This is a genomic window from Rhizobium sp. 21-4511-3d, assembly GCF_053522545.1.
The window spans coordinates 89800-112522 of sequence record NZ_JBNWCF010000012.1; the positions used below are offsets into that span (position 1 = coordinate 89800).

A 22723-nucleotide genomic window follows, 5' to 3' on the forward strand; every position below is an offset into this window, starting at 1 on the left:
CCTGCGTCAGCCCAGGCGATTTGCGGACGACCGCGCCGGACACCTCCCGGCGCGTATACAAAACTATAGCTGCTCCGTCGGGTTCGGCTATGTCCTGTGCGCGGTCTTCGTCCGCAGCAAGCTCCAGACGATGCCTGTTCCGATGATCAGGAACGTGATCCCAAGCGATACTGCTGCGGGAAATTTTTCCAGACCGAGCAGATCGGCCACGAAGACCTTCGACCCGATGAATATCAACACGATCGCAAGAGCCGGCTTGAGGTACTTGAACCGATGGATCATGGCAGCCAGCGCGAAGTACAGGGCGCGAAGGCCGAGAATGGCAAATATATTCGACGTGTAGACGATAAACGGATCTGTCGTGATCGCGAAGATCGCCGGCACCGAGTCGACCGCAAAAATTATGTCGGCCAGTTCCACCATGACGAGCGCCATGAATAGTGGCGTCATGAACCAGACCAGCCTGCCCGTTTTCGGATCGGGCTTTCTGACAAAGAAGTTTTGGCCATGGTGCTCATCTGTGACGTTAAAGCGGCGACGAAGGAGCTTGACCACCGGGTTGTCGCCCATCTCGGGTAGACTATCGCCCACCCACAGCATCTTGACGCCAGTGACGATCAAAAAAGCCGCGAATGCATAGAGTAGCCAGGAAAATTGCGATACAAGCGTCGCACCGAGGCCGATCATGATCGCGCGAAGGACTATAACGCCGAGGACGCCCCAGAAGAGCACTCGATGCTGATAGATCCGGGGGACGGCGAAAAATGAAAAAATCAAGGCGATAACGAACACGTTGTCGAGCGCCAGCGTCTTTTCGACGACGAAGCCAGTCAGATAATTGATCCCCGGTTCGGCGCCGAGCTGCCACCAGACCCACCCTCCAAAAGTGAGTCCCAGCCCGATATACATCGACGACAGGATAAAGCTTTCGCGTACCGAAATCTCCCGGTCGTGGCGATGCAGAACGCCCAAGTCGAATACGAGAAGCGCCAAGACAATAGATAGGAACGTCAGCCACATCCAAAGTGGCTTGCCGAGCCAATCGACAAGAAGGAAGCCGTAATCCACATTTCTCTCCGACCGGTCGTTCGATACTGAATACGACATCCGACATCGCGAGAGGACCGGCTTCTCTCGCCAGAGGGGCCCGGACTGCAGGGCTCGTGGGGATGTGCCGGATAAGGCACGTCTGTTTGGCGACTTGGTTTAGCGAGCCGTCTCAACTCGGTTCACGCCCAGCGCTAACGCGTTTCTGACCAGGTCGCCGGTCCGTTACATATCCTCGAGCAGAAGAACTCGGGACATGCTGCGGCGGCGGACGACCGGAACGGTCACTGAATGTCCATCTCGGTTGCGCCGCTCGATATAGTCGACACGGTCACGCTTGCGCACGCGCGACCTCTTCCCGTTCGAACGCTGGATCCCAGTTGAGATGAGCTTGCGCTGAGCCTCCCGGCGCGACGGGCTGTTGTCGTGGAATGTAACGTTATCGTTCATCTTCGCCTCCTGACACTTTTTTCAGGACAGAGGTGGAGAGCAGTTCATGATAGCGCCAATTGATTGTTGTAATCATTGCGATAGCATGCTTCTATCGCGCAATGCCTTTTCGTCCGTCCTTTCGCCAGTTGGAATATGTGATTGCGGTAGCTGAAGCTCGGCATTTCGGTGCGGCTGCGCGTCGGTGTCATGTTTCCCAGCCGACGCTCTCGGTACAGGTGAGCGCGGTGGAAGACGGCCTGGGGATCCAGCTATTCGAGCGGACATCCAGCGGCGTAATCACGACGAAAACCGGTGAACAATTCGTGCATGGCGCCCGTATCACCCTCGCCGCAATCAACGATCTCCTTGACGCCGTTGGCCAAAGCGCCAAAACCCTCGGGGGTCTGATCAAGCTTGGAACCTCCCCGAGCTTTGGTCCTTATTTTTTGCCGACCTTTCTTCCCACGATCCATGCGGAATTTCCGGAGCTCAGGATATACATCACGGAGGATCGCCCGGCAGCGATCGAGAGCGCGGTGGTCGAGGGTATCCTCGATTGCGGGATAGGACCGGCTCTGACCGACAACACGCTGACATTCATTCCGATCGGGCGGGAAAAGCTTTATCTGGGAATACCCCGGGAGCATCGGCTTGCGGGGGCGCGGGTCGCCCGGGTGGCGGACCTTCGAGGAGAGACATTGCTCGCTCTGGGCAGCGGTAACAGGCTTTTCGAAAATGTCAGACATCTTGCTGACGCCTCCGGCGCCCAAATCGTCGACGACTATGAGGGAACGAGCCTTGACGCTATTCGGCACATGATGTCGATCGGCATGGGCTGCTCGCTCTTTCCCGAGCTCTACGCTCGATCAGAGTTTCGTCAATCTGAAGACGTTCTGCTGCTCCCATTCGTAGACTGGCAGGAGACGCGGACCATCGGGTTCTACTTCCGTGATGGCAGCGGCCGAAAAAGCCACTTCGAGGCGCTCGCACGGCATGGGAAGAATGCTGCGCGAGCGCTCGGGCTGCTTGAGGCCTGAGCCTCAGTGAGAGGAAAAACTGAACAGTGCTGTCACGGCCTCGATTGCGATGCGGTCTGCGATGTATCATCTGGTGTCCGCCACGCCGCCAGGTCGCCACCCTCGATCTTACTTGCGCCAATGATAAACTCAAATTCATGATCCAAAAGGTGTGGCTGCGGCCCGTAATTGAATGCAAATTGGATATTTCCGATGCGCCGCATGCGCACATGCTCAGGTAGGGCCTGAGGCTTCAATCCAGCCTCGTCGCACAATTGCGTGAGTGTCGATCGCAGAAGATTTTCGCTGGCCCAAACAGAAAGGTAGAAGTGATTGTTGTTCTGCGTCAGCGCAGGCCTTCCATCATCGAAGCGTGCGAGCACATTGGCCCCTGTCTGAAGATGCTCCTCCCACCTGGTTCCAAGCCCGGAAACCCGCCCATCGATGGAGCGGGAGAGACCGGGGCGCATCGAGCCGACTTGCGTGACCCGGACCCCGGTCAGATCGGCGAGCGGACCGGGCGCGAGGTTTTGAGGAATTTTGAAATTGCGGTCGCGCGAACCTGTACGGGGGCCGTATAACACCTTGCCCGTCGCTCGCAAAAGCGCCCGGTATGCCTCGTCAGATACGTGCATGAGGCATGGTACGAGTACAACGGCATAGCCCTCGAGAGAGGCGCCTGGCCTCACGAAATCGACGTCAAGCCCCAGACGCCGAACGCCCTCGTACCAGCGGAAGGCAAGTTCGTCGTACCTGAAATCTTTGCCCTGCGGCTGGATCATGGTGGCCCAGTATGTCTCATAGTCATAGACGAGAGCGACGGAAGCCTGCCCTGTTTGCGGCAGAGCGCCGATCTCTTGCAGCTCGCGCCCTACGATTTTTGCCTCTTCTCCGCCGACAGAGAGTTCGTCGAGCCCAGCCAGATTGAGGCCGGCATGCATCTGCTCTTGAGCGAAAGGCGCCTGCCGCCAGCGAAAGTAGCTGACGACTTCAGCGCCGTGGGCTAGCGCTTCCCACGTCCAGAGGCGGACCATGCCTGGCTTGGGCACCGGGTTCCAGGGCGCCCAGTTGACGGGACCCGGTTGCTGCTCCATGACCCAGAAGCGGCCTTTGCCCACGCCCCGATAAAGATCATGATGAAACGCGGCAATGTCAGGATGAGAGGTCTCAGCCCAACGGTCTCTCTCCGTCTCGTTGAAGGGAAACTTCTCCACGAAGCCGATGGGATAGCTATCCCAGGACGCCAGATCGAGATTTTCCGCAACCTGCCAGTGATCGAAGTCGTTTACGAAGCCCATGAAGTTGTGCGTGATCCAGCGGCCAGGCGAGTTACGTCGAATGATTTCGCACTGCATTTTGTCATAGGCGGCAACCTGATCGGAATGGAATCGCCAGAAGTCGAGCCTTGCCGCCGGGTTCGCCTCGGTTACGGTCATGTTTGGGAGACAGACCTCTTCGAATGAGTTGACCTCCATGGACCAGAATACCGAGCCCCAGGCCTCGTTCAACTGATCCGTCGATTGGTAGCGCAATCGCAGCCAGCGCTTGAAGGCAATGAGGTCCTCTGCCCCCCAGGAAAGGGTCGTATCGTGGCAGCCGTATTCATTGTCTGTCTGCCAGCCGACGACGCCTGGATGTTCACCGTACCGTTTGCTGACGGCCTCTACGATGCGACGCGATTGCGCCCACCAGACGTCTGATGAAAACGTGTAGTGTCGCCGCGAGCCGAAGCCGCGGGTTCGACCATGCTCGTCGACAGGTGCTATGGACGGATGGTCGTCCATAAGCCATTTAGGCGGCGTCGCAGTCGGTGTGCCCAGGACGATTTTGAGGTCTGCGGCATGCAGGACGTCTATCGCACGATCAAGCCAATTAAACTGGAAATCGCCACGCCTGGGCTCCAGTCTTGACCAGGCAAACTCACCGATCCTGACGAATGATATGCCGATCTGCCGCATACGCTCGGCATCAGCTTTCCACCGGCTTTCATGCCAGTGTTCCGGATAATAGCAAACACCAAGCATCAGCGCGTCAGATCCCCATTGATAACTGCGACACCATTAGCGTCGAAGACGTGACAAGCCCGGGCGGGAATGGCAACGGCGATTTTGTCGCCCGGTCGTGCTGTAGAAAGGCCATCAGCCTTGGCGGTTATCCCGCTGTTTTCTGTAAGCGTTATGTGAAGCATCGTCTCCGATCCCAGCCGTTCGGCGAGCCTTACCGTTCCGTCGAGCAGCACGTCGCCTTCCTGGCTTTCCAGATGTTCCGGCCTGATGCCCAAAGTAACTTCTTGACCCGAGCGCACCGCACCGCTTCCCGCGACATCGATCGACGCTCCGCCAGGCAGCGTCACTCGTATGCCGCCATCTATCGCCGATGCCACCGCCTTGAGAAAGTTCATTTTCGGGGAGCCGATAAAGCCCGCCACAAACATGTTCTTGGGACGGTGATAGAGTTCCATAGGTGTCCCGACTTGCTCGACCAGGCCAGCCTGAAGCACAACGATTTTATCGGCCATCGTCATGGCCTCCACCTGATCGTGCGTCACGTAGATCATGGTGGATTTCAAGTCCTGATGCAGCTTGCTGATTTCGGTGCGCATCTGAACACGCAGCGAGGCGTCGAGATTCGACAGGGGTTCGTCAAACAGAAAAACTTCCGGATTACGGACGATCGCACGACCAATGGCGACGCGCTGGCGCTGGCCTCCCGAAAGTTGCGAGGGCTTTCGATCGAGTAGAGCCTCAAGCTGCAGCATTACAGCGGCCTGCCGTATCCGCTCGGTGATCATCGCCTTCGGATGGCCGGTCATCTTCAAGCCGAATCCGATATTTTCTGCGACGGTCATGTGAGGATAGAGCGCATAGGACTGAAAGACCATCGCGACGCCGCGCTGCGCCGTACCGACCCGTGTCATGTCCTTGCCGTCGATCGCGAGCTTGCCCGACGAAATGTCTTCAAGACCGGCGATCATGCGCAGGAGCGTGGATTTCCCGCAACCGGACGGTCCGACAAAAACGCAAAACTCTCCGTCCGCTATATCAAGGTCGACACCTTTGATCACTGCGGCTGAGCCAAAGCTTTTGGTCACGCCTTCCAGCGTCACAGCACCCATTCAATGCACTCCTGCTACGGGTTCAAGTTCAAGGATCAAGCCGCTCTCCGGTCTCAGCATTGGCAGCGGCAGTCCCAGCTCGGTGAGGTCCGGGATCGAGAACGAAAGCTCGCCCCTCAATAAACGACGCTGCATGTCCGACACTCGGATGAAATCGGGTTCTGCAGGGTGGATCGCCTTGACCCTCCACGAGCGGTCGTCATGTTGAGGCGCCGGCACCCTCAGCGGCGGAGGCTGCTCTGCGACCATCTGCGGCCCCTGCGCGACGAACACTGCCATGCGGTCGTTGTCCGCTGCCCCCCAGACGTAGCGGCCATCTTCAGGCGCCATCCGGAACTGTGCGTCCGGAGCATGAAGCAGCGGCCGCAAGTCCTTGTGCAGTTTGATCCAGCGCGACAATTCGACCCTGTCGTCCTCGGAGAGAGCGACCGGATCCAATTCGACGCCCAGATGGTAGGCGAGCGCGACGATCGCTCTGAAGGAAAGCGACAAACGACGAGCCGTCTGGTGGTTCGGCGAGGCTGCGATATGCGCCCCCAGGATCTCGGGCGGTAGCAAAGACGACGCACCGCGTTGAATCTCCAACCGCTCTAGCGCGTCAGTGCAGTCCGATGTCCAGACCCGGTGCGTGTAACGAAGGACGCCGAAGTCTATCCGTCCGCCTCCCGAAGCGCAGGATTCGATCTCCACATGCGGGAAAGCCGACCTAATGCGGTGCATCAGAGTATACACCGCTTGCGTCTGCGCAGAGGTTCGCGCCGTGCCGTCGCGGCCGCCCACATGGGTCAAGTCGCGATTCATGTCCCATTTCACGTATGATATGGCGTGCTTCGAAAGCAAAGCCGAAATCGCCCCGTAAAGGTATTCGCCGACCTCCGGCCTACTGAGGTCGAGAACCAACTGGTTCCTGGAGAGGAGCAATGGGCGACCGTCAACCTGAAGAACCCATTCGGGATGAGCCCTGAACAGGTCGGATTGAGGACTCACCATTTCAGGTTCGAACCAGATGCCGAATTCCATCCCCAGTCCAATGACATGATCGACAAGCGGCGTCAGGCCATCGGGATACTTGCGGCTGTCGACAGTCCAGTCGCCGAGGCTTGTCGTGTCGTCGTCCCGCTTGCCAAACCAGCCGTCGTCGAGCACGAAACGCTCAATCCCGAGTGCCGCCGCAGCGTCTGCCTGCGCTTTGAGCGAATCCAGACGGTGATCGAAGTAGTTCCCCTCCCAAGTGTTCAACATGACCGGACGAGGCTTCATTATCCCCTTGGGCCAGAGCAATAGCTCATCACGGACGAACGCATGGAAGCAGGCGTCGTCGCTGCAAGCGTACGCGACTGGGCTGCTATAGGTCGCGCCCCTCTTAAGCCTGATCTCGCCCGGCTCGAAAAGCTCGCCAAGGTGGACAAGACGCCGGCCGTCGTCGAGAACATCCACGGCGATCACGTGATTGCCACTCCATCCAAGATGGAACAAGAGGTTTTGCGTTCCTACCTCTACCGAGATAAGTGGAGGCTTGTCGTGGGACGTTCGCCCGCGTCTGTTTTCCTGTAGCCAGAGCGAGTGATCGACGCGACACGACCTCGATTGGAACTCGCGTCCCCACATGCCCGTGAAGTAATTCAGCGTAGCCTCCCCCTGCGGAACAAGAAAGCTCGCGGCCATGCAGCGATCCACCGTGTATTCTGCGCCGCGGTTCGTGAGGAAGGTCGACATGGACAGGACACCAGAGTTACTCATACAGATGTTGATTGCGATCTCGATCGCCGCCACCGGATCTACGGCGTGCAGAGTAGTCGTCGATCCGTCGTGCCTGGCCTTCCAATCCCGGAACTGTAGAACGAAGTCTCGTCCGTCACGATGGCCTGAAATGGCAGGCCAACCGAAATAACCGAGGCCTCCTGTCGGTAGAAGGACCGCCGAAGGCCCGGCCTCATCCATGCCGTTGACCCGGCTCGACCGCATATCGTCGCGCCAAATCCGGCCCGTCGCAGCTTTCAACCCAAAGGAAATGATTTCCGGCATCCCTGCTGTGGGTAGACCAATTACGAGGGAAAGCGGGCCGCTCGTCATTGTGACGATCTCAGTCATCCTTTGGTTGCTCCAAGAGTAAGCCCGGCGATGAAGTGCCGTTGCATGAAAAAGAACATCAGGACCGGGGGCATCGCCGCCACGATCGAACCGGCAGAAACCAGGTGCCAGGCAGCGACCCACTGACCGTTCAGAGAGTTCAGTCCGGCCGTGACCGGCATGGCTGCCTGACCCTGCACGAGGACAGTTGCCCAGAAATAGTCGTTCCAGACGAAGGTGAAGATAAGAACCGAGAGCGCTGCGATGGCCGGTCGCATCAGGGGAAGAACGATGTGCCGGAATATCTTCCATTCGGAGACGCCTTCAACTCTCGCCGCCTCGATGAGCGCGAAGGGCAGACCCTTGATGAAGTTTCTCATGAACAAAGTGCAGAAACCCGTCTGGAAAGCGACGTGGAAAAGGACCAGGCCGGTCACGGTGTCATAAAGACCCATCTTAAGAGTAAGATCGCGGACTGGAACCATGAGGATCTGGAACGGAATAAAGTTGCCGGCAACGAAGACGAAGAACAGGAAGAGGCTTCCGCGGAAGCGATAGACCGCAAGCGCGAACCCACATAGGCACGACAGTCCGACTGCGCCAATCACGGTTGGAACGGTGATTTTGAACGAATTAAGGATATACCAGCCGATCGGAGAATCCCGGAAGACTGAGGTGTAGTTCTCGACGCCGGCGAAGCCGGAAGGCATGCCGAAATAGTTGCCAGCAGCGAGATCACCGGATGGGCGGATCGAGGTGAGTGCGACCCCGATAAGAGGAAGAAGCCAAATGACCAGCAGTATCGGCAAGAGGATCTGATAGGCCCATGAAATCCAGGGCGACGCTTTTTGAACTGGTGTCGGAAACATCACGCGTTCCTTTCCTGCCGGATCATGCGAACGAGGAAGAAGGTGATGAAGACCATCATGATCACGAACAGGACGACGGCGATCGCCGCACCGTAGCCCATTCGGAAGCCGTATTCCGACAAAGCTTCCTCGTACATGTAGTAGGAAAGCACACGGCTGGACCCGTACGGTCCTCCGGCAGTCATCACCGAAACGAGATCGAACGAACGTAGCGCGCCAATAACGGTGACGACAACGGCAATGAAGGTCGCCGGCCGAAGCTGGGGCAGAACGATGTGCCAGAACAGGCTCCAGCCCTTTGCACTGTCCATGCGCCCTGCCTCGACCTGCTCGGGGTTGATGTTGTTGAGGCCGGTTAGGTAGAGGATCATGCAATAGGCGATCTGCGGCCAGAGACCGGCCGCGATGATGCCGTAGGTCACGAAACGCTCGTCGGCGAGAATGGCGACCTCGGTGCCCGTCAGCGAATGTATCAGGGCGGAGAACAGGCCGAAGTTCGGCGCGTAGAACCAGGTGAATATAAGTCCAACGACGACTTGGCTGATCACGAAAGGAAAGAAGAAGAGCGACTTGTAGATGCGAATACCCGCAACCGTCTGGTTCAGGAACAGCGCCGCTGCGAGCCCGGCAGGCACGGCGAGGAGATAGAGGATCAGCCAGATAAGATTGTTCTCGAGCGAAGTGTAGAAGGCATCGTCACCGAGAAGTTCGACATAGTTGCCAAGGCCGATCCATGTCATGGCGCCAAGGCCATCCCAGTCGTGAAAGCTGATCCACACCGACTGCGCTACAGGTGCGATCACATAGACAAGAAACATCAGCGCGCCTGGCGCAAGAAACAAAACTGGAGCCCAGTGGCGCTGGTTTTTTGACCACATGCCGGCTGGGGTCGCTTTTCGGACGACCATTGTTATTTCCTCAACGAAAGGCGCTGCCGGAATGGGGAGAGTCATCCGGCAGCGTAGGTTCAGCGGCTTTGCTTCACTTGTAGGCGCGGGCGCGAACCTTATCGAGCCGCTCAAGGATCGCGTCGAGCTTGTCCGGCTTCACCATGAACTGCTGGAAGCCTTCCATGCCGGCTTTTGCCATGTCCGCCGGCGCATCACGATCGTAGAACTGAGCAAGTGCGTGCGCGCTCGAAAGCATCGTGAAGCCTGCTTCCAGGAACTTGTCCTCAGGCTTTGGAGCCTTGTTATTGACCGGAAGCTGTCCGAGCGTGATATTCATCTTCGCCTGAGCCTCCGGAGAGCCCAGATACGCGAGGAACGTCCTGGCGTCCTTCTTGTTTTTGGCTGCGGCCGGAATGTGGAAGGTGTCGGTGGGCGCCTCTTCGGAAACCGGAAGACCGGCAGTGATCTGCGGGAATTGCAGGAAGCCGATTTGGTCTTCCTTCAATCCGCCGTCCTTCATCGGCGCGACCGCAAAATTCCCCATGAGATACATGGCGGCCTTGCCCTGAACGAACTGGGGGATCGCGTCCTGCCAGTCAAGTGCTGCGTGGTTCTCGATGAAGTAGCCCGGCTTTACAAGCTCCGCCCACTTGTCAAAGACCGCCTTCACCTTTGGATCCGTGTAGGCGACCTTCCCAGAGGTCAGGTCCATGTGAAATTCGTAGCCGTTGACGCGCAGATCGAGGTAGTCGAACCAGCCGCCCGTCGGCCAGAGCGCCTTGGTCCCGATTGCGAATGGGGTAATGCCATCGGCTTTCAATTTCGCGCAGGCAGCAATCAATTCATCCCAGCTCTTCGGCGGCTCGATGCCCTTGTCCTTGAAGATGTCGGCGCGGTAGTAGATGCCCCATTGGTAATAGGTATAAGGCACGCCCCACTTCTTGCCGTCGATGGTCATGGACGCCGCGGCGGACTTCAACTGGTCGTCGAAGCCGTTTGATTTCCAGACGTCCGTCACGTCATCGAACAGCCCGGCCTTCACGAACGGTTCCATGCGGTTACCTGCATACCAGGCCACGACATCAGGCGCATCGGCAGTCAGGAAGTTCCTGATCGCCGACTTGTAGCCTTCGTGGTCGAAGTTGTTCCACTTGACCTTGATGTCGGGGTTTTTGGCCTGGAAATCGGCAATCAGCTCCTCCATTGCCTTTTTCGGGGCGGGATCCGACTGATCCGAATTGAGAACGAGCTCGCCGGCCCAGGCGCCGGACGCCATGAAAGCCGTGCTCATCGCGAATGCATAAATATAGTTCTTAAAGGTCATTTCTTCCTCCCTGACCGATATACAGCGGGCCGTCCGAGTACCTCCGGCCCTTGCCATAGCCACATCACATCGCGCAGAATTCTGCTACCGCTCTTGAAGCATACGCTTCCTGGATACTAAGATGTCCGCGTTTTACAGGAGAAGGCATGTTCGAGGACGAATCCATTCCGGTGCATTCCGGCGCGACGAGACACCCGCTGGTCGTATTCGGAGATCATCGCTTCTGTGCGGGCGAGCGCCTTGACGTGCGCCGCATGAGCGGTCCTCACATGCACAGCCAGGTCGAGATCAACCTCGTCCTTGAAGGGCGTATGACCTACTGGTTGGATGGACGACTCCTTCAGATCTCGGAAGGCCAGCTTTGTCTCTTCTGGGGAATGGTCCCCCATCAAGTCACTGAGGTGACCGACCCGACGAACTTCGTTTGCCTATACGTCCCGATGAGCGTTCTTGTGAACTTGCACGGCCTGGCACCATTTCGAGACGCCGTCTTCAGGGGCGCGCTGATCGAAGCAATCAGCGTCAGAAGCTTTGACAGGGACATGTTCCTGCGCTGGCGCGAGGAGCTGCTGTCGGGCGATCAGGAAGTCGAGCAGATCGTCAGGGATGAGCTCGTGGCGCGCATCCGACGGATCGGACGGGATGGCTGGCGTGATCTGCGGGAACAGGGCTCCGCTCTCGTATCGTCTCGTGATATGGACGCCGACAGGCTGCCGAAAGTCGAGGTGATGCTGAGATATATCGCCGAACACGCCCTTGGCCCAATCGACATCGCCGCTGTCGGGGCCGCGGCGGGGCTTCATCCAAACTACGCCATGACGGTCTTCAAGAAGACAGTCGGCATGACAATGCATCAGGCTGTTACACGACATCGGCTGGACACAGCGCAGTCCCTTCTGATCTCCTCCGAGCTACCGATCGCTTCTGTTGCGTTCGAAAGCGGCTTTGGGTCGCTCTCCCGCTTTTACGATGCCTTCGAGACCCGCTTCGAAACGACGCCAGCGAAGTATCGCGAAGGTTTTGTCTCATCGCTGCGATGCTGACCAGCTTCAAAACGCCGGAAAGAAGGTCATCTTCTCAGTCCAGTTCTGGCTCACGAAAGGAATGCAACGTTTGGTGCCTGCTGGCCGAAGTCTTGACCGGAGGCTAGAATGGATTGCAAACCGATCGAAAGCAGACCGTTTGCCCCACCCCACCGTGTCACGGCAGGACGTCAGGCTGCGAAAGGTTCAGCGAACGGAGGGCGATACTGGACGGTCTGCAGCGGATGAGCGGTATGTGAAAAGGGGTCGAGTAACCCGGCGTCAATCATGATCTCGCTTTAGCAACAGCGCTGCCAGCGGGTTTGGAAACCGCCTTCGCACGGTAACCGCATAGAATGTTTCGATGATGCTCGGCAGGACGTCAAACTGGATCAACTCACCGGTCTGAAGCTCGCCCTTGACGACGATCGGGGGAAGAACCGCAAGTCCGGCCCCTGCCCGCGCCAGCAAACGCATCATTGCCATATCGTCGACCTCGGCGGCAATTTGCGGCTGGACGCCCAGGCCGGAGACGATGGCGTCGAACTGGAAGCGAACGCCACTCTCCGGTGTTGGGAGGATCAATGGATATGCAGCCAGAAGCTCCTTTACCGATGCGCCGGTTCGGGCGTGAAACGGCTTTCCGACAAGGCTGACGGGTTGCTCGTATACGTGCTGGGCGATCAAGCCGGAGATCGGATCAGCCGCGGGAGACTTGTTCAACAAGACGATGTCGAGGCTCAGTGTCTGCAACGCCTCTATCAGCTCGCGCGAGCTGCCAGATCGAAGAACCAGGTCTACATCCGGACGACCCAGGATCGGTTGAAGGAACTCCATCTGAAAATTGCGCGACAATGTCGCCAATGCCCCGATGCGAACAGTGCGTCTGGTTGCTCCACTTTCCCGAAGCGTGGCGATCAGTTCGTCGCCTGCCGCAAAGATGGTATCTGCATGATCGAGTGCGATACGTCCCGCCTCGGTGAGGTGGAGCTGACGCCCCCGCCGCTCGAACAAAGCGTGGCCCAATCGCTCCTCCAGAAGCTTGATCTGGAGAGACAGGGCCGACTGGGAAACATTGAGGAGCGAGGCGGCGCGGGTGAGGTTTGCCTCATGTGCAACGGCCCAGAAGTAGCGGAGATGATGATAGTTGAGGTCTGCCATCGTTCTATTTAAAAGAACGAAATTACGCAATCAATGTATTTTTAACGAGCCACGGCGTGGGATAGGTCCTCCTTGAGCATAACAGGAGCCGACTTTGATTTACCTCACGCCACTCGCTTGTCCGACAATATTCCTGCTGGCCGCTGCCTATGCGTTTAGTCCGCGAGCGAAACCTCGCACCGCAGCGACTATCGTTGAGAATGCCGCGATCGCTGCGCTTCTGGTGTCGGCATTTTGTGTCGCTATCCTCCTGGGCCTTGGTGCCGGCACCTCCACCGGTGCCGGCGGCCATTTCGATATTCTGGCCTCACGCATCGACGTCGTCAGTGTGGCAATGCTTCTTCTCGTCTCATTCATATCATGGACGGTCGTGCGCTATTCTCAGATAGCGCTGGATACGGAGAATGGGCAGGCGCGCTTCATGGGGTGGATGGCGACAACGATCGCTGCGGTTCTTCTTGCCGTCCAATCAGAATCCTTTGCCGGACTGCTGGTAGGATGGGTGGGCTCGTCCATTGCACTAAACAAACTTCTTTTGTTCTATCCTGATAGACCCCAGACTAGAAAAGCTGCGCATCAGGCCTTCCTGTTTGCCCGTGGGAGCGACCTTGCCATGGTCGCGGCGCTTGTCTTGCTTTGGTGGACGGATGGCGGCCTTCAGCTCTCATCGCTCCAGGTCTCCCAATCAACCAGCGTGATCCACTGGGCGGCAGGGCTGCTGGCCGTTGCAGCGCTCCTGCGCTCGGCACAGTTTCCCACACACGGGTGGCTCACCCAAGTCATGGAGACCCCGACCCCGGTCTCGGCACTGCTGCATGCGGGCGTTGTCAACGGCGGCGGTTTTCTGCTCATTCGGTTCGCCGACATCATGGTCCAGGCACCAGCCGTCCTTGCAGCCCTGATCATTCTTGGAGGCTTTACGGCACTGTTCGGCAGTGTTGTCATGCTGACGCAGCCGGCAATCAAGACGTCACTGGCCTGGTCGACCGTCGCGCAGATGGGTTTCATGATTCTGCAGTGTGGCCTCGCTCTCTTCCCGCTCGCGCTTCTCCATATCATTGCCCACTCGCTCTATAAGGCTCACGCTTTTCTGGCGTCAGGCTCGGCTGTTGAACAGGTTCTTGCAACGCGTCGACCCGGACCCGTTTCCTCACCAAGCATGTTGGCGGTCGGAAAGTCTTTCGCCATTGCGATAGGGGTTTACCTGTTCATCGGCATCGCCTTCGGCATCACCGAAAAACCGCCGCAGGCGATTGCCCTTGGCACGATCCTCATTTTTGGCATCGCCTACCTTGTCGCACAGGGAATGGCGGAGACCGCGCCGAGATCGCTGACCTTGCGCACCACCATGTTCTCACTCTGCACCGCCGTCGCCTACTTTGCCCTGCAGCATTTACTGGAGCGGCTGACAGCGGGCGCCCTTCCTGCCCCTCCGCCGGCCGGTCCCCTTGAATGGACGTTGATCGTCCTCGCACTCCTATCGTTCGGCGCGGTCGCCGTTATGCAGGCGCTGCTGCCAAAATGGGCCCATCATCCCGCTTGCGCTGGCTTGCGCGTCCACGTCTCAAACGGCTTTTACGTGCAGCCGATCGTCGACAAACTCCTGCGCTCCACCGGCGCGATTTCCGCCGCCCAAACAATCACCAAGGACTGACCATGCAACTGCAAACAGCTCACAACCACGATCTTCTTCTCGTCGCAGAAGCTGCAGTCCGGGCGATCCCTCCCGCCTGGCCGCTCGAAGCCACTGTTGCCGTCAACCCTTTCCTGGGCCAGGCAAACGAGAGCCTGGAAAATGTCTCGGCGCTGTTCCAAAGGCTTGCCGGCATCCGACTTGCCCCGCCGCGTTTCTATTACGTCCAAAAGCTACGCGATGGGACCATCCGTGATGATGATATTGTCGGCGCGATCGCCTCACGTGAATCGTTTGCAAAACTGGATCTTGCGCAGATAAAACAAGGTGTTTCGAACGAGCCTGTCAGCTCCGCACCCCTTCCGTCGCTTGCCAGCATCGCCGCGGCCTTTGACGGGAGGGACTGGGAGGGATTGATTGGCGATCGCATATCGAGCTTTGCCAGCGGCTATTTCGACGCCGGGCAAGCTCTATGGGCGGCCCCGCAAGATCAGGGGCTGTTTGCAAGCTGGCGTCACTTCGCGATGCATGACCTGACGCCGGAGTTGTCGGGGCTGAGCGGTTTTGCGTCTCACGTCGCTCACGCTGCCGCAACCGCAGATGCCGCATTTTCAAATGCGTGCCGAGGGCTCGGGATTGGCGAACCGGGAACATATTTTCATCAGCTCCTGGTGAGCATGGGCGGCTGGGCCCAGCACGCCCGGCACCTGAACTGGCTCGCTGAACGAGATGGAAATCGCGACACAACACTATTCGAGCTACTCACCGTCCGCCTGGTGTTCGAAGAGGCGCTCTACAAGATTAGTCCCGCCGACGTCAGGACGCGTTGGTCCGAAGCGCTCGCTGCTCATCGTCAACCGATATCGCCAGGCGTTGAAGACCTGATCGATGCGGTGCTACAAACAGCCACAGAACGCGCCTACCAGCGCGAACTCAAGAGCTTGCTTGAAGAGAGGTGCGACAGTCGCCAGCGGACGGGACGACCGAGCCTTCAGGCAGCCTTCTGCATCGACGTACGCTCGGAAACGTTCAGGCGAGCGCTCGAAAGCGCCGACGCTGGTATCCAGACGCGCGGTTTTGCCGGCTTTTTCGGTGTGGGCGCCAGTTTCCGGCGCCGGGGCACTGTCACCTCGGAAAATCGGCTACCGGTGCTGGTTGAGCCTTCGGTCTTCGCGTGCGAAGCTTCCAGTGCCAGCAAGGATCGGGGTGCGCAGATAACCGCCCGTGCCAAGCGTGCTTGGAGCCGATTCAAGGTCGCCGCAGTCTCCTCCTTTGCCTTTGTCGAAGCGGCCGGTCCCCTGGCTGCCCTGCCCCTCATTCTATCGACCTTGGCAACAGGCAAGGCGGGCAACAAGGTCTACCCGCTGCAACTCTCCGATCAAATGACTGCGGAAAGAAAGACGGACGTCGCGGAGGGTGCTTTGCGCGGGATGGGCCTCATCACCGATTTCGCGCCCATCGTTCTGCTGGTCGGACACGGTTCAAAGGTCGTCAACAATCCCTTTGCCAGCGCTCTGCAATGCGGGGCATGTGGTGGCCATGCAGGCGATGTCAGCGCGCGGCTGCTGGCGATGATGCTGAACGAAGTCGATGTCAGAAACGGCCTGGCTGCGAGGGGGATCGACGTTCCGACCGACACTGTCTTCGTCGGCGCGCTCCATGACACTGCGTCGGACGATGTGACGCTTTTTGAAAGCGACCTTCCAGAAGGCATCGAAAGATCCGCGCTGACCACCGTAGGAACGTGGCTCCAGCAAGCCGGTGACCTCGCGCGCGCAGAGCGGACGGGTCGCCTGCGCGGATCGTCAGCAGACACGATCGGCACACGTGGCCGTCAATGGGCCCAGATGCGGCCGGAAGCCGGGCTTGCCGGCTGCTCGGCCTTCATAGCGGCGCCGCGCACCAGGACGCGGGGACGTTCTCTCGGCGGACGGGTCTTCCTGCATGACTACGAATGGCACCGTGATGTCGACTTCAAAATCCTGGAGCTGATCCTGACTGCCCCGGTCGTCGTGGCCAGTTGGATCGGGTTGCAATATTTTGGCTCCGCGGTTGCCCCGTCGCTGTTCGGGTCTGGAAACAAATTGCTGCACAACGCGGTGGGCGGCATCGGCGTTCTGGAGGGAAACGGCGGAAACTTGCGGACGGGGCTGCCCTGGCAATCAGTTCACGACGGTGCGAATTTGATGCACGACCCGAAACGGCTCACTGTGGCGCTGGAGGCGCCCAAGGAAGAGATAGCAGTGGTTCTGCGCCGGCACCCATCTGTCCAATCGCTCTTCGACAACGGATGGATGCACCTCATTGTCCTCAACGAGGAAGGACGGCTGGCCTGGCGCTATCGTGCCGGCTGCAACTGGGAGCCGGTCGAGGGCCCGAATGAAGACGCCGGCCTTGCGCAGGTTGCATGAAAAGCGTTGCGGAAGAAAGCCGATGAAGCCCGAGGAAACAGCAACGGACGAGGCTCCAGCCGTATGCCTCAACGTGCTGCAGGAGCTGATCGAGGATGGGTGGATCGGCTCGGATGAAGAGCGCATTTCGGTGCGAGCACTTTTGATCGACTTCCACGGCCACGGTGTAATCAGCCATTCCACGCTGCGCAGGCTTGCTCTCTCGAAGGCGGTCAACAGATTGATCAGGGAAAAGCCGAGCCTACTGAAAGTCCGCCCCTCCTACTACGGGTGGGGCCGAGGCCTCTAAGGTCGCAAGAGGGTCCTAACCCTCGCAGCCGGGAAAATACGTGATAAAAAGGTCCTTGTGCGTGATCTTACGAACCTCGTGGACTGCGGCTTTATTAGAGCCGCGCAACGATCTGATTTGGCGACGGCGGGAGGGTAATGACCTTTCGCCAAGACAAGCGCCATGCGCTGCTCAAATCCATAAGAGATTGCAGAGAGGGGAGCGACGCCCCGACGGAACCATTGCTCCGCCCTCGACCTTTGGCGTCTTGTCGGCCCTTATCTGCCAGCGGGGTGGACCCCCTGCCACGTTGGTGCGTTCAGGCGGCGTCAACGAAAAAGCAACGTCTGTATGCGGCACCGGTCGACCGTAAAGATAGCCCTGTAGCTCATGGCAACCGAGGCCGCGCAGAAATGCGGCCTGCTCGGGACGCTCTACGCCTTCGGCGATCACTTTCATGTCGAGGCAGTCGGCCAGCAGAAGGGTTGCCTTGACGATGGCCTGGGAGACGGTGTTCGCATTGATGTCCTTTATAAAGGAGCGATCGATCTTGACCTTGTCGAAGGGAAAGATCTGCAAGGTAGACAATGACGAATATCCCGTGCCGAAATCATCCATGGCGATCTGAACCCCCAGTTCCTTCAGCTCAGTGATCACCGCAAGCGCGCGCTCCCGGTCCTCGATGACGCTCGCCTCTGTTATCTCAAGCTCTAGCCGCTGCGCAGGCAACCCCGAGCCTTGCAATATCTCTGCCAGCATCGACCGAAATCCTGGTTCTCCAAGCTGCGCCGAGGCGATGTTAACGGCGACTCTGACCGGAAGCGGCCATGATGCCGCCTGACTGCAGGCACAGACCAAAACCCATCTTCCGATCGGGACGATCAGCCCGGTTTCCTCTGCGATAGGGATAAACTCCGAAGGCGGGATCAAGCCCCTTTGCGGATGGTTCCAGCGCAGGAGCGCTTCCAGACCCAGTATGTCTCCGGAAGCTGCGTTCACCTGGGGCTGAAAATGCAAAACAAATTCGTCCCTGTCCAAGGCAACCCTTAGATCCGCAGCAAGCGCCGTCCTGTCGCGTCGCTTTTCGTCCATGGAGAATTCGTATCTGCAGAATCGGCTGCCGCCGGAGCGCTTTGCGCGGTACATAGCAGAATCTGCCCGTGCTATCAGCTCCTCGACATCCGAAGCATCCGTGGGGTAAACCGACACGCCAACGCTTGCACCGACAGACAAAAGCGAAGGCTGCGAGCCGTCGCTTCTGACGATCGCGCGCAGCACCCGCATCGAAAATTCCTCGACGTCTTGATCCGCTGCGATGTTGTGCCTGACCACGACGAATTCATCCCCGCCCATGCGAACCGCGAATTCGTTTGGTCCAAGCGAAGCCGACAGGCTCCGAGCGACATCTTGCAACAGTTCGTCACCGGCTTGATGTCCCCTGACGTCGTTGACCTCTTTGAAATGGTCGAGATCAACGACCGCCAGTGCAAGACGCCCAGGCCGGCACGTCGCCACATCCAAAAGCCTCGTCAGCTCGTCATAGAGATGGGCTCGGTTTGGCAAGCCTGTCAGAGCATCGTGGTGCGCAGCGAAACGATACGCTTCGAGAAGCTCGCGTTGCGCGCGTGCGTCAGTTACAATAACGACTGCTCCCGCAAAAATGATCGCGGCGCCGACCACCAGAACCGCCAGCATGCTATTGGATAGCGTACCGTTCGCAGCAGCCTGCAACGGCCCGGGTTCGATCGTGACCGCAGTCATTGCCGTGAAGTGAGCACTGCAGATGGCCAGTGTCATAAGGACAAGGCCAAGACCGAGGCCTATCCTTGAACGCAGACGGATCAGGGTAACCATCGTCGCGACCCCGAAGCCAAACGCCAATGCCGCTGCCGCGACGAGCATACGGCGGTCCCAGAAAAGCGCGTCGGCGTTCCTTAGCCCCGTCATCCCAACGAAATGCATGGAAAGGATTGCGCCGGCAAGACAGAGGCCCGAAACGCACGGTATCGCGGGTCTCGACAGGTTGATCGCGATAGTAAAGGCGGCGACTGAAAACAGTGCCGCAAGAAGGAGCGACCCGACAGTCAGGTAGGGATCAAATGCCAACTCTGTCGGCATTTTGAACCCTAGCATTGCCACGAAATGCGTCGTCCAAATGGACAGACCTCCGGAGATGCCCGCGACAATAGCGCCGGAGAGACGTGACGTGGCGGGAGAACGAACGGCCTGATCGAAAAGTCTGGCGGTGACCGTACACATCAACATGCAAAGAACGGCCGCGGCTAAAACATAGGCGAGATTATGCTCGTAAGCGATACATGACATAACTCTCAGCACTTCGAACTCCCGAAAATATGACTTTCAATAACATCGCTAGAAAAGTCGTCGGCCCGCCCCTCACGCGAAGCTCACCCTTCTCTCCCACGCTTGCGATTTTTCGCACCGAATCTTTTAGGCCCCGTTAACGTCACAACCCAGGAAAGGCAAAGCAGCTTGCCAGGGTGCCTTTCAGCACGCCTGTGGCGAGTTCGCGACTGACGCGAAGCTGACAATCTGAACATGCAAAGCGGAACCGGCGTTCTTCAAACGAGGCTTTGCAAGCCGCGACCTGCGATAAAGAAACTCGATCAGTGGACGCTGCGCGTGAAACGATCTTTCGTCCGGCGCGACACGATTGCCTTCCCGGCATCCGTGAGGGTCAGATCTGGCCCTATGAGACCAAGTTCCTCCAGCGATGCCAGACTGGTCGATGTTTCAGGAAGACGTCTGAGCTTGCTTGTATCGTCGAGCATTTCGAGAACTGCTCAGGGGTAAGTCGCTTCATCTCTATGACAGCCTTCGGCGGGTGATGAGGGGCGCCAACGCTTATCACGATTGCGATCTGCAAAACTATACCTCAGAAGGCATCTTTCCGGAGATCTGCAATATATCGTGAGGAATGCGTCCGCGCCGGTCTCTCGGTCACCAGGAAGGAATGCAGGCGCAAGGGCATTGGCCAAGAATGAGCCGCGCGGCAAGGATCGCGACTTCCTTCGCAGCATCTTCCCACGACCAAGGCAGCCGCGCATCGGAGCTATGCGGGTCCGCGACTGGATTTTGCGTGACCTTCCGAGATAACATTTGAAGCAGTTTCAACCGCCTTTAGCGACGGTGGGCCATGCACAGGCATATCGAAAAGCATTCGATCGAGCGGATAGGCTGGCTGCGGGCAGCGGTTCTCGGCGCAAATGACGGCATCATTTCAACCGCCAGCTTGATGGTCGGCGTAGCATCGGCATCCACTTCAACCTCACAGGTGCTTGTTGCCGGCTTCGCCTCGCTCGCCGCTGGCGCTATGGCTATGGCGGCGGGCGAATATGTTTCCGTCAGCTCCCAGGCTGATACCGAGGCTGCCGATCTCGCGCGCGAACGGCGTGAGCTCGACGATCAGCCTGAACACGAACTGGTTGAACTCGCCGAGATTTACGAAGCGCGTGGCGTCTCCAAGGAATTGGCGCTTCAGGTCGCCCGACAGTTGACCGCTCATGACGCCCTGCATGCGCACGCACGAGACGAGCTCGGTATCACTGAGACGTCTACGGCACAGCCCGTTCAAGCCGCCTTGACCTCGGCCTTGACGTTCTCAGCCGGCGCAATCGTTCCCGTCCTCACCGCAATTTTGGCGCCGCCTCATTCAATTCAACTCGCAATCCCGGTCATATCTCTGATATTCCTCGCAGCGCTCGGCACTGTCAGTGCCAGGGCGGGCGGCGCCGGTATCATCAAGCCAACGATCAGGGTAGCGTTCTGGGGAGCCATGGCCATGGTCGTCACCGGTCTCGTTGGCGCCTTGATCGGCAAGGCACTCTGACATAACCGCGTCGAGCGGCGGACAACTGATATGCAGAGACAGATAGGGGAGTTTTTGTGTCGAGGCTGATTGTCATCCTTGGAGACCAGTTGTCGCGGAGTATCTCGTCGCTGGATGGCGCCGACAAAGACCATGACAGCGTACTCATGTGTGAAGTTATGGCCGAGGCAACCTATGTCGGTCATCACAAAAAGAAGATCGCCTTCATCTTTTCGGCCATGCGCCATTTTGCTGATGAGTTGAGAGGAGCCGGTTACAAAGTTCGCTACACCACGATCGACGAGCCGACCAACACCGGCTCTTTCACCGGCGAGGTCCAGCGTGCGAGTGCCGAACTCCGCCCTTCCGCCATATGCATCACGGAACCTGGCGAATGGCGCGTCCTCAAGGAAATTAGGAGCTGGTCGGATACCCTGGGCCTTGAGGTCGAACTTCGGCGCGATCACCGCTTTATCTGCTCGCACCGGGAGTTCCGGCAGTGGGCGCAGGGCCGCAAGTCGCTGACGATGGAGTTTTTCTATCGGGAAATGCGACGAAAAACCGGGCTACTGATGCAAGGCGACAAGCCACTTGGCGGACGATGGAACTTCGATTCCGAAAACCGCAAGCCGGCAGAGCCGGGTCTCCTCAGACCAAGACACCTGGAGTTTGAGCCGGATGCCATCACTACCGAGGTGCTGAACTCGGTCGGACAATTGTTTCCTGGCCACTTCGGCAAGCTTGAGGGCTTTGGCTTTGCAGTTACCCGCTCCGACGCCTTGAAGGTGCTCGACGGATTTATCGAGGATTTTCTGCCAGAGTTTGGCGAAACCCAGGATGCGATGCTGCAGGGTGAGCCCTGGCTTAACCACTCGCTTCTGTCATTTTACATCAACGTCGGGCTCCTCGAACCGCTCGAGGTCTGCCTTTCGGCTGAACGGGCCTATCATGAGGGTCGTGCACCGCTCAACGCGGTCGAGGGTTTCGTCCGCCAGATCATTGGCTGGCGTGAATATATGAGGGGCATCTACTGGTTCGCCGGGCCTGACTATGCCGAGAGCAATTATTTCGGCAACACCCGCGCGCTGCCCTCGTTTTACTGGTCCGGCGACACGGATATGAATTGCCTCTCAACGGTGATCACGGAAACGATCGACCACGCCTATGCCCATCACATTCAAAGACTGATGATCACCGGGAACTTTGCCCTGCTGGCTGGCATCGATCCCAAGCAAGTTCACCAGTGGTATCTCGAGGTCTACGCAGATGCCTATGAATGGGTCGAGCTTCCGAACGTCATTGGAATGAGCCAGTTTGCCGATGGTGGCTTCCTCGGCACCAAACCCTATGCGGCCAGCGGCAATTACATCAACCGGATGTCGGACTATTGCGGCTGTTGCCGCTTCGATCCAAAGCAGCGCGTGGGAAGCAAGGCTTGTCCGTTCAACGCTCTGTACTGGGACTTCCTCGATCGCAACCGCGACAAGCTGAGCTCCAACCACCGCTTGGTACAGCCTTACGCAACATGGTCGAGAATGAGTGATGAGAGCCGTGACGAGACCAGGCGACAAGCCGCCAGCTTCCTCGCAGGCCTTGAGTGAAGCAACCCACGCGACATGCTGCATCTGTATCCCGG

Annotated in this window: 17 protein-coding genes; 7 read left to right on the forward strand and 10 right to left on the reverse strand. The window is 58.4% G+C overall.

The genetic code is table 11. The features are described from left to right. Positions 1–87 precede the first annotated feature (87 nt). Positions 88–1107 carry a TerC family protein gene (locus ACQZ5H_RS24050; RefSeq protein ID WP_449099156.1) on the reverse strand — a complete coding sequence of 340 codons (1020 nt, stop codon included), beginning with the start codon at positions 1105–1107 and terminating at the stop codon, positions 88–90. A 165-nt stretch (positions 1108–1272) separates the two neighbouring features. Next, complete coding sequence (locus ACQZ5H_RS24055; protein ID WP_148194973.1) at positions 1273–1497, reverse strand: hypothetical protein; 225 nt, start codon at positions 1495–1497, stop codon at positions 1273–1275. Positions 1498–1556: 59 nt separating this feature from the next. Between ACQZ5H_RS24055 and ACQZ5H_RS24060 the strand changes: the two genes are divergently transcribed. After that, positions 1557–2516 (forward strand): LysR substrate-binding domain-containing protein, encoded by a 960-nt coding sequence (locus tag ACQZ5H_RS24060; RefSeq protein ID WP_246777699.1) that lies wholly within the window; start codon positions 1557–1559, stop codon positions 2514–2516. Positions 2517–2548: 32 nt separating this feature from the next. On the opposite strand, the gene ACQZ5H_RS24065 is transcribed toward ACQZ5H_RS24060, so the two are convergent. The 6 genes from ACQZ5H_RS24065 to ACQZ5H_RS24090 form a co-directional block, all read right to left on the reverse strand. Continuing rightward, positions 2549–4519 (reverse strand): beta-galactosidase, encoded by a 1971-nt coding sequence (locus ACQZ5H_RS24065; protein ID WP_203431357.1) that lies wholly within the window; start codon positions 4517–4519, stop codon positions 2549–2551. Next, positions 4519–5610, reverse strand: coding sequence for an ABC transporter ATP-binding protein (locus ACQZ5H_RS24070; protein WP_449099157.1), 1092 nt, complete (start codon positions 5608–5610; stop codon positions 4519–4521). Before ACQZ5H_RS24070 ends, ACQZ5H_RS24065 begins: the two co-directional genes overlap by 1 nt. Beyond that, positions 5611–7701: an alpha-galactosidase gene (locus ACQZ5H_RS24075; RefSeq protein ID WP_449099158.1), complete on the reverse strand. Its 2091-nt coding sequence runs from the start codon at positions 7699–7701 to the stop codon at positions 5611–5613. After that, positions 7698–8549, reverse strand: a complete 852-nt coding sequence (locus ACQZ5H_RS24080) for a carbohydrate ABC transporter permease (protein ID WP_112717139.1) — start codon at positions 8547–8549, stop codon at positions 7698–7700. Before ACQZ5H_RS24080 ends, ACQZ5H_RS24075 begins: the two co-directional genes overlap by 4 nt. After that, positions 8549–9367 (reverse strand): carbohydrate ABC transporter permease, encoded by an 819-nt coding sequence (locus ACQZ5H_RS24085; RefSeq protein WP_449099159.1) that lies wholly within the window; start codon positions 9365–9367, stop codon positions 8549–8551. The genes ACQZ5H_RS24080 and ACQZ5H_RS24085 overlap by 1 nt, the downstream gene beginning before the upstream one ends. A 163-nt stretch (positions 9368–9530) precedes the next feature. Then, the gene (locus ACQZ5H_RS24090) at positions 9531–10763 is read right to left on the reverse strand and encodes an ABC transporter substrate-binding protein (RefSeq protein ID WP_449099160.1); all 1233 of its coding nucleotides are present in this window, start codon (positions 10761–10763) and stop codon (positions 9531–9533) included. Positions 10764–10909: 146 nt separating this feature from the next. Here ACQZ5H_RS24090 and ACQZ5H_RS24095 point away from each other — a divergent pair, with 146 nt between their 5' ends. After that, complete coding sequence (locus ACQZ5H_RS24095) at positions 10910–11806, forward strand: helix-turn-helix domain-containing protein (protein WP_112717143.1); 897 nt, start codon at positions 10910–10912, stop codon at positions 11804–11806. Between the two features lie 261 nt (positions 11807–12067). On the opposite strand, the gene ACQZ5H_RS24100 is transcribed toward ACQZ5H_RS24095, so the two are convergent. Then, positions 12068–12946: a LysR family transcriptional regulator gene (locus tag ACQZ5H_RS24100; RefSeq protein WP_112717145.1), complete on the reverse strand. Its 879-nt coding sequence runs from the start codon at positions 12944–12946 to the stop codon at positions 12068–12070. Positions 12947–13040: 94 nt separating this feature from the next. Between ACQZ5H_RS24100 and ACQZ5H_RS24105 the strand changes: the two genes are divergently transcribed. The 3 genes from ACQZ5H_RS24105 to ACQZ5H_RS24115 are packed head-to-tail and all read left to right on the forward strand — an operon-like array spanning position 13041 to position 17279. Continuing rightward, positions 13041–14600 carry a proton-conducting transporter transmembrane domain-containing protein gene (locus ACQZ5H_RS24105; RefSeq protein WP_449099161.1) on the forward strand — a complete coding sequence of 520 codons (1560 nt, stop codon included), beginning with the start codon at positions 13041–13043 and terminating at the stop codon, positions 14598–14600. Positions 14601–14602: 2 nt separating this feature from the next. Beyond that, a complete protein-coding gene (locus tag ACQZ5H_RS24110) occupies positions 14603–16990 on the forward strand; it encodes a YbcC family protein (RefSeq protein WP_203431362.1) in 2388 nt (795 codons plus the stop codon). A gap of 22 nt (positions 16991–17012) precedes the next feature. Next, the gene (locus tag ACQZ5H_RS24115) at positions 17013–17279 is read left to right on the forward strand and encodes a hypothetical protein (RefSeq protein WP_130279758.1); all 267 of its coding nucleotides are present in this window, start codon (positions 17013–17015) and stop codon (positions 17277–17279) included. A 171-nt stretch (positions 17280–17450) separates the two neighbouring features. Here ACQZ5H_RS24115 and ACQZ5H_RS24120 read toward each other — a convergent pair whose 3' ends face one another. Beyond that, on the reverse strand, positions 17451–19595 hold the full coding sequence (locus ACQZ5H_RS24120; protein WP_203431364.1) for a putative bifunctional diguanylate cyclase/phosphodiesterase: 2145 nt from the start codon (positions 19593–19595) through the stop codon (positions 17451–17453). Between the two features lie 820 nt (positions 19596–20415). Between ACQZ5H_RS24120 and ACQZ5H_RS24125 the strand changes: the two genes are divergently transcribed. Next, on the forward strand, positions 20416–21108 hold the full coding sequence (locus tag ACQZ5H_RS24125) for a VIT1/CCC1 transporter family protein (RefSeq protein WP_148194963.1): 693 nt from the start codon (positions 20416–20418) through the stop codon (positions 21106–21108). Between the two features lie 56 nt (positions 21109–21164). After that, on the forward strand, positions 21165–22688 hold the full coding sequence (locus ACQZ5H_RS24130; RefSeq protein ID WP_203431365.1) for a cryptochrome/photolyase family protein: 1524 nt from the start codon (positions 21165–21167) through the stop codon (positions 22686–22688). Positions 22689–22723 lie beyond the last annotated feature (35 nt).

What these genes read in the sequence shown, in the direction of transcription:
- ACQZ5H_RS24125 (WP_148194963.1), top strand. Translation starts at nt 20,416, where the DNA reads ATGCACAGGCATATCGAAAAGCATTCGATCGAGCGGATAGGCTGGCTG.
- ACQZ5H_RS24100 (WP_112717145.1), bottom strand. Translation starts at nt 12,946, where the DNA reads ATGGCAGACCTCAACTATCATCATCTCCGCTACTTCTGGGCCGTTGCA.
- ACQZ5H_RS24070 (WP_449099157.1), bottom strand. Translation starts at nt 5,610, where the DNA reads ATGGGTGCTGTGACGCTGGAAGGCGTGACCAAAAGCTTTGGCTCAGCC.
- ACQZ5H_RS24055 (WP_148194973.1), bottom strand. Translation starts at nt 1,497, where the DNA reads ATGAACGATAACGTTACATTCCACGACAACAGCCCGTCGCGCCGGGAG.
- ACQZ5H_RS24095 (WP_112717143.1), top strand. Translation starts at nt 10,910, where the DNA reads ATGTTCGAGGACGAATCCATTCCGGTGCATTCCGGCGCGACGAGACAC.
- ACQZ5H_RS24080 (WP_112717139.1), bottom strand. Translation starts at nt 8,549, where the DNA reads ATGTTTCCGACACCAGTTCAAAAAGCGTCGCCCTGGATTTCATGGGCC.
- ACQZ5H_RS24090 (WP_449099160.1), bottom strand. Translation starts at nt 10,763, where the DNA reads ATGACCTTTAAGAACTATATTTATGCATTCGCGATGAGCACGGCTTTC.
- ACQZ5H_RS24075 (WP_449099158.1), bottom strand. Translation starts at nt 7,701, where the DNA reads ATGACTGAGATCGTCACAATGACGAGCGGCCCGCTTTCCCTCGTAATT.
- ACQZ5H_RS24110 (WP_203431362.1), top strand. Translation starts at nt 14,603, where the DNA reads ATGCAACTGCAAACAGCTCACAACCACGATCTTCTTCTCGTCGCAGAA.
- ACQZ5H_RS24115 (WP_130279758.1), top strand. Translation starts at nt 17,013, where the DNA reads ATGAAGCCCGAGGAAACAGCAACGGACGAGGCTCCAGCCGTATGCCTC.
- ACQZ5H_RS24050 (WP_449099156.1), bottom strand. Translation starts at nt 1,107, where the DNA reads ATGTCGTATTCAGTATCGAACGACCGGTCGGAGAGAAATGTGGATTAC.
- ACQZ5H_RS24085 (WP_449099159.1), bottom strand. Translation starts at nt 9,367, where the DNA reads ATGTTTCTTGTCTATGTGATCGCACCTGTAGCGCAGTCGGTGTGGATC.
- ACQZ5H_RS24065 (WP_203431357.1), bottom strand. Translation starts at nt 4,519, where the DNA reads ATGCTTGGTGTTTGCTATTATCCGGAACACTGGCATGAAAGCCGGTGG.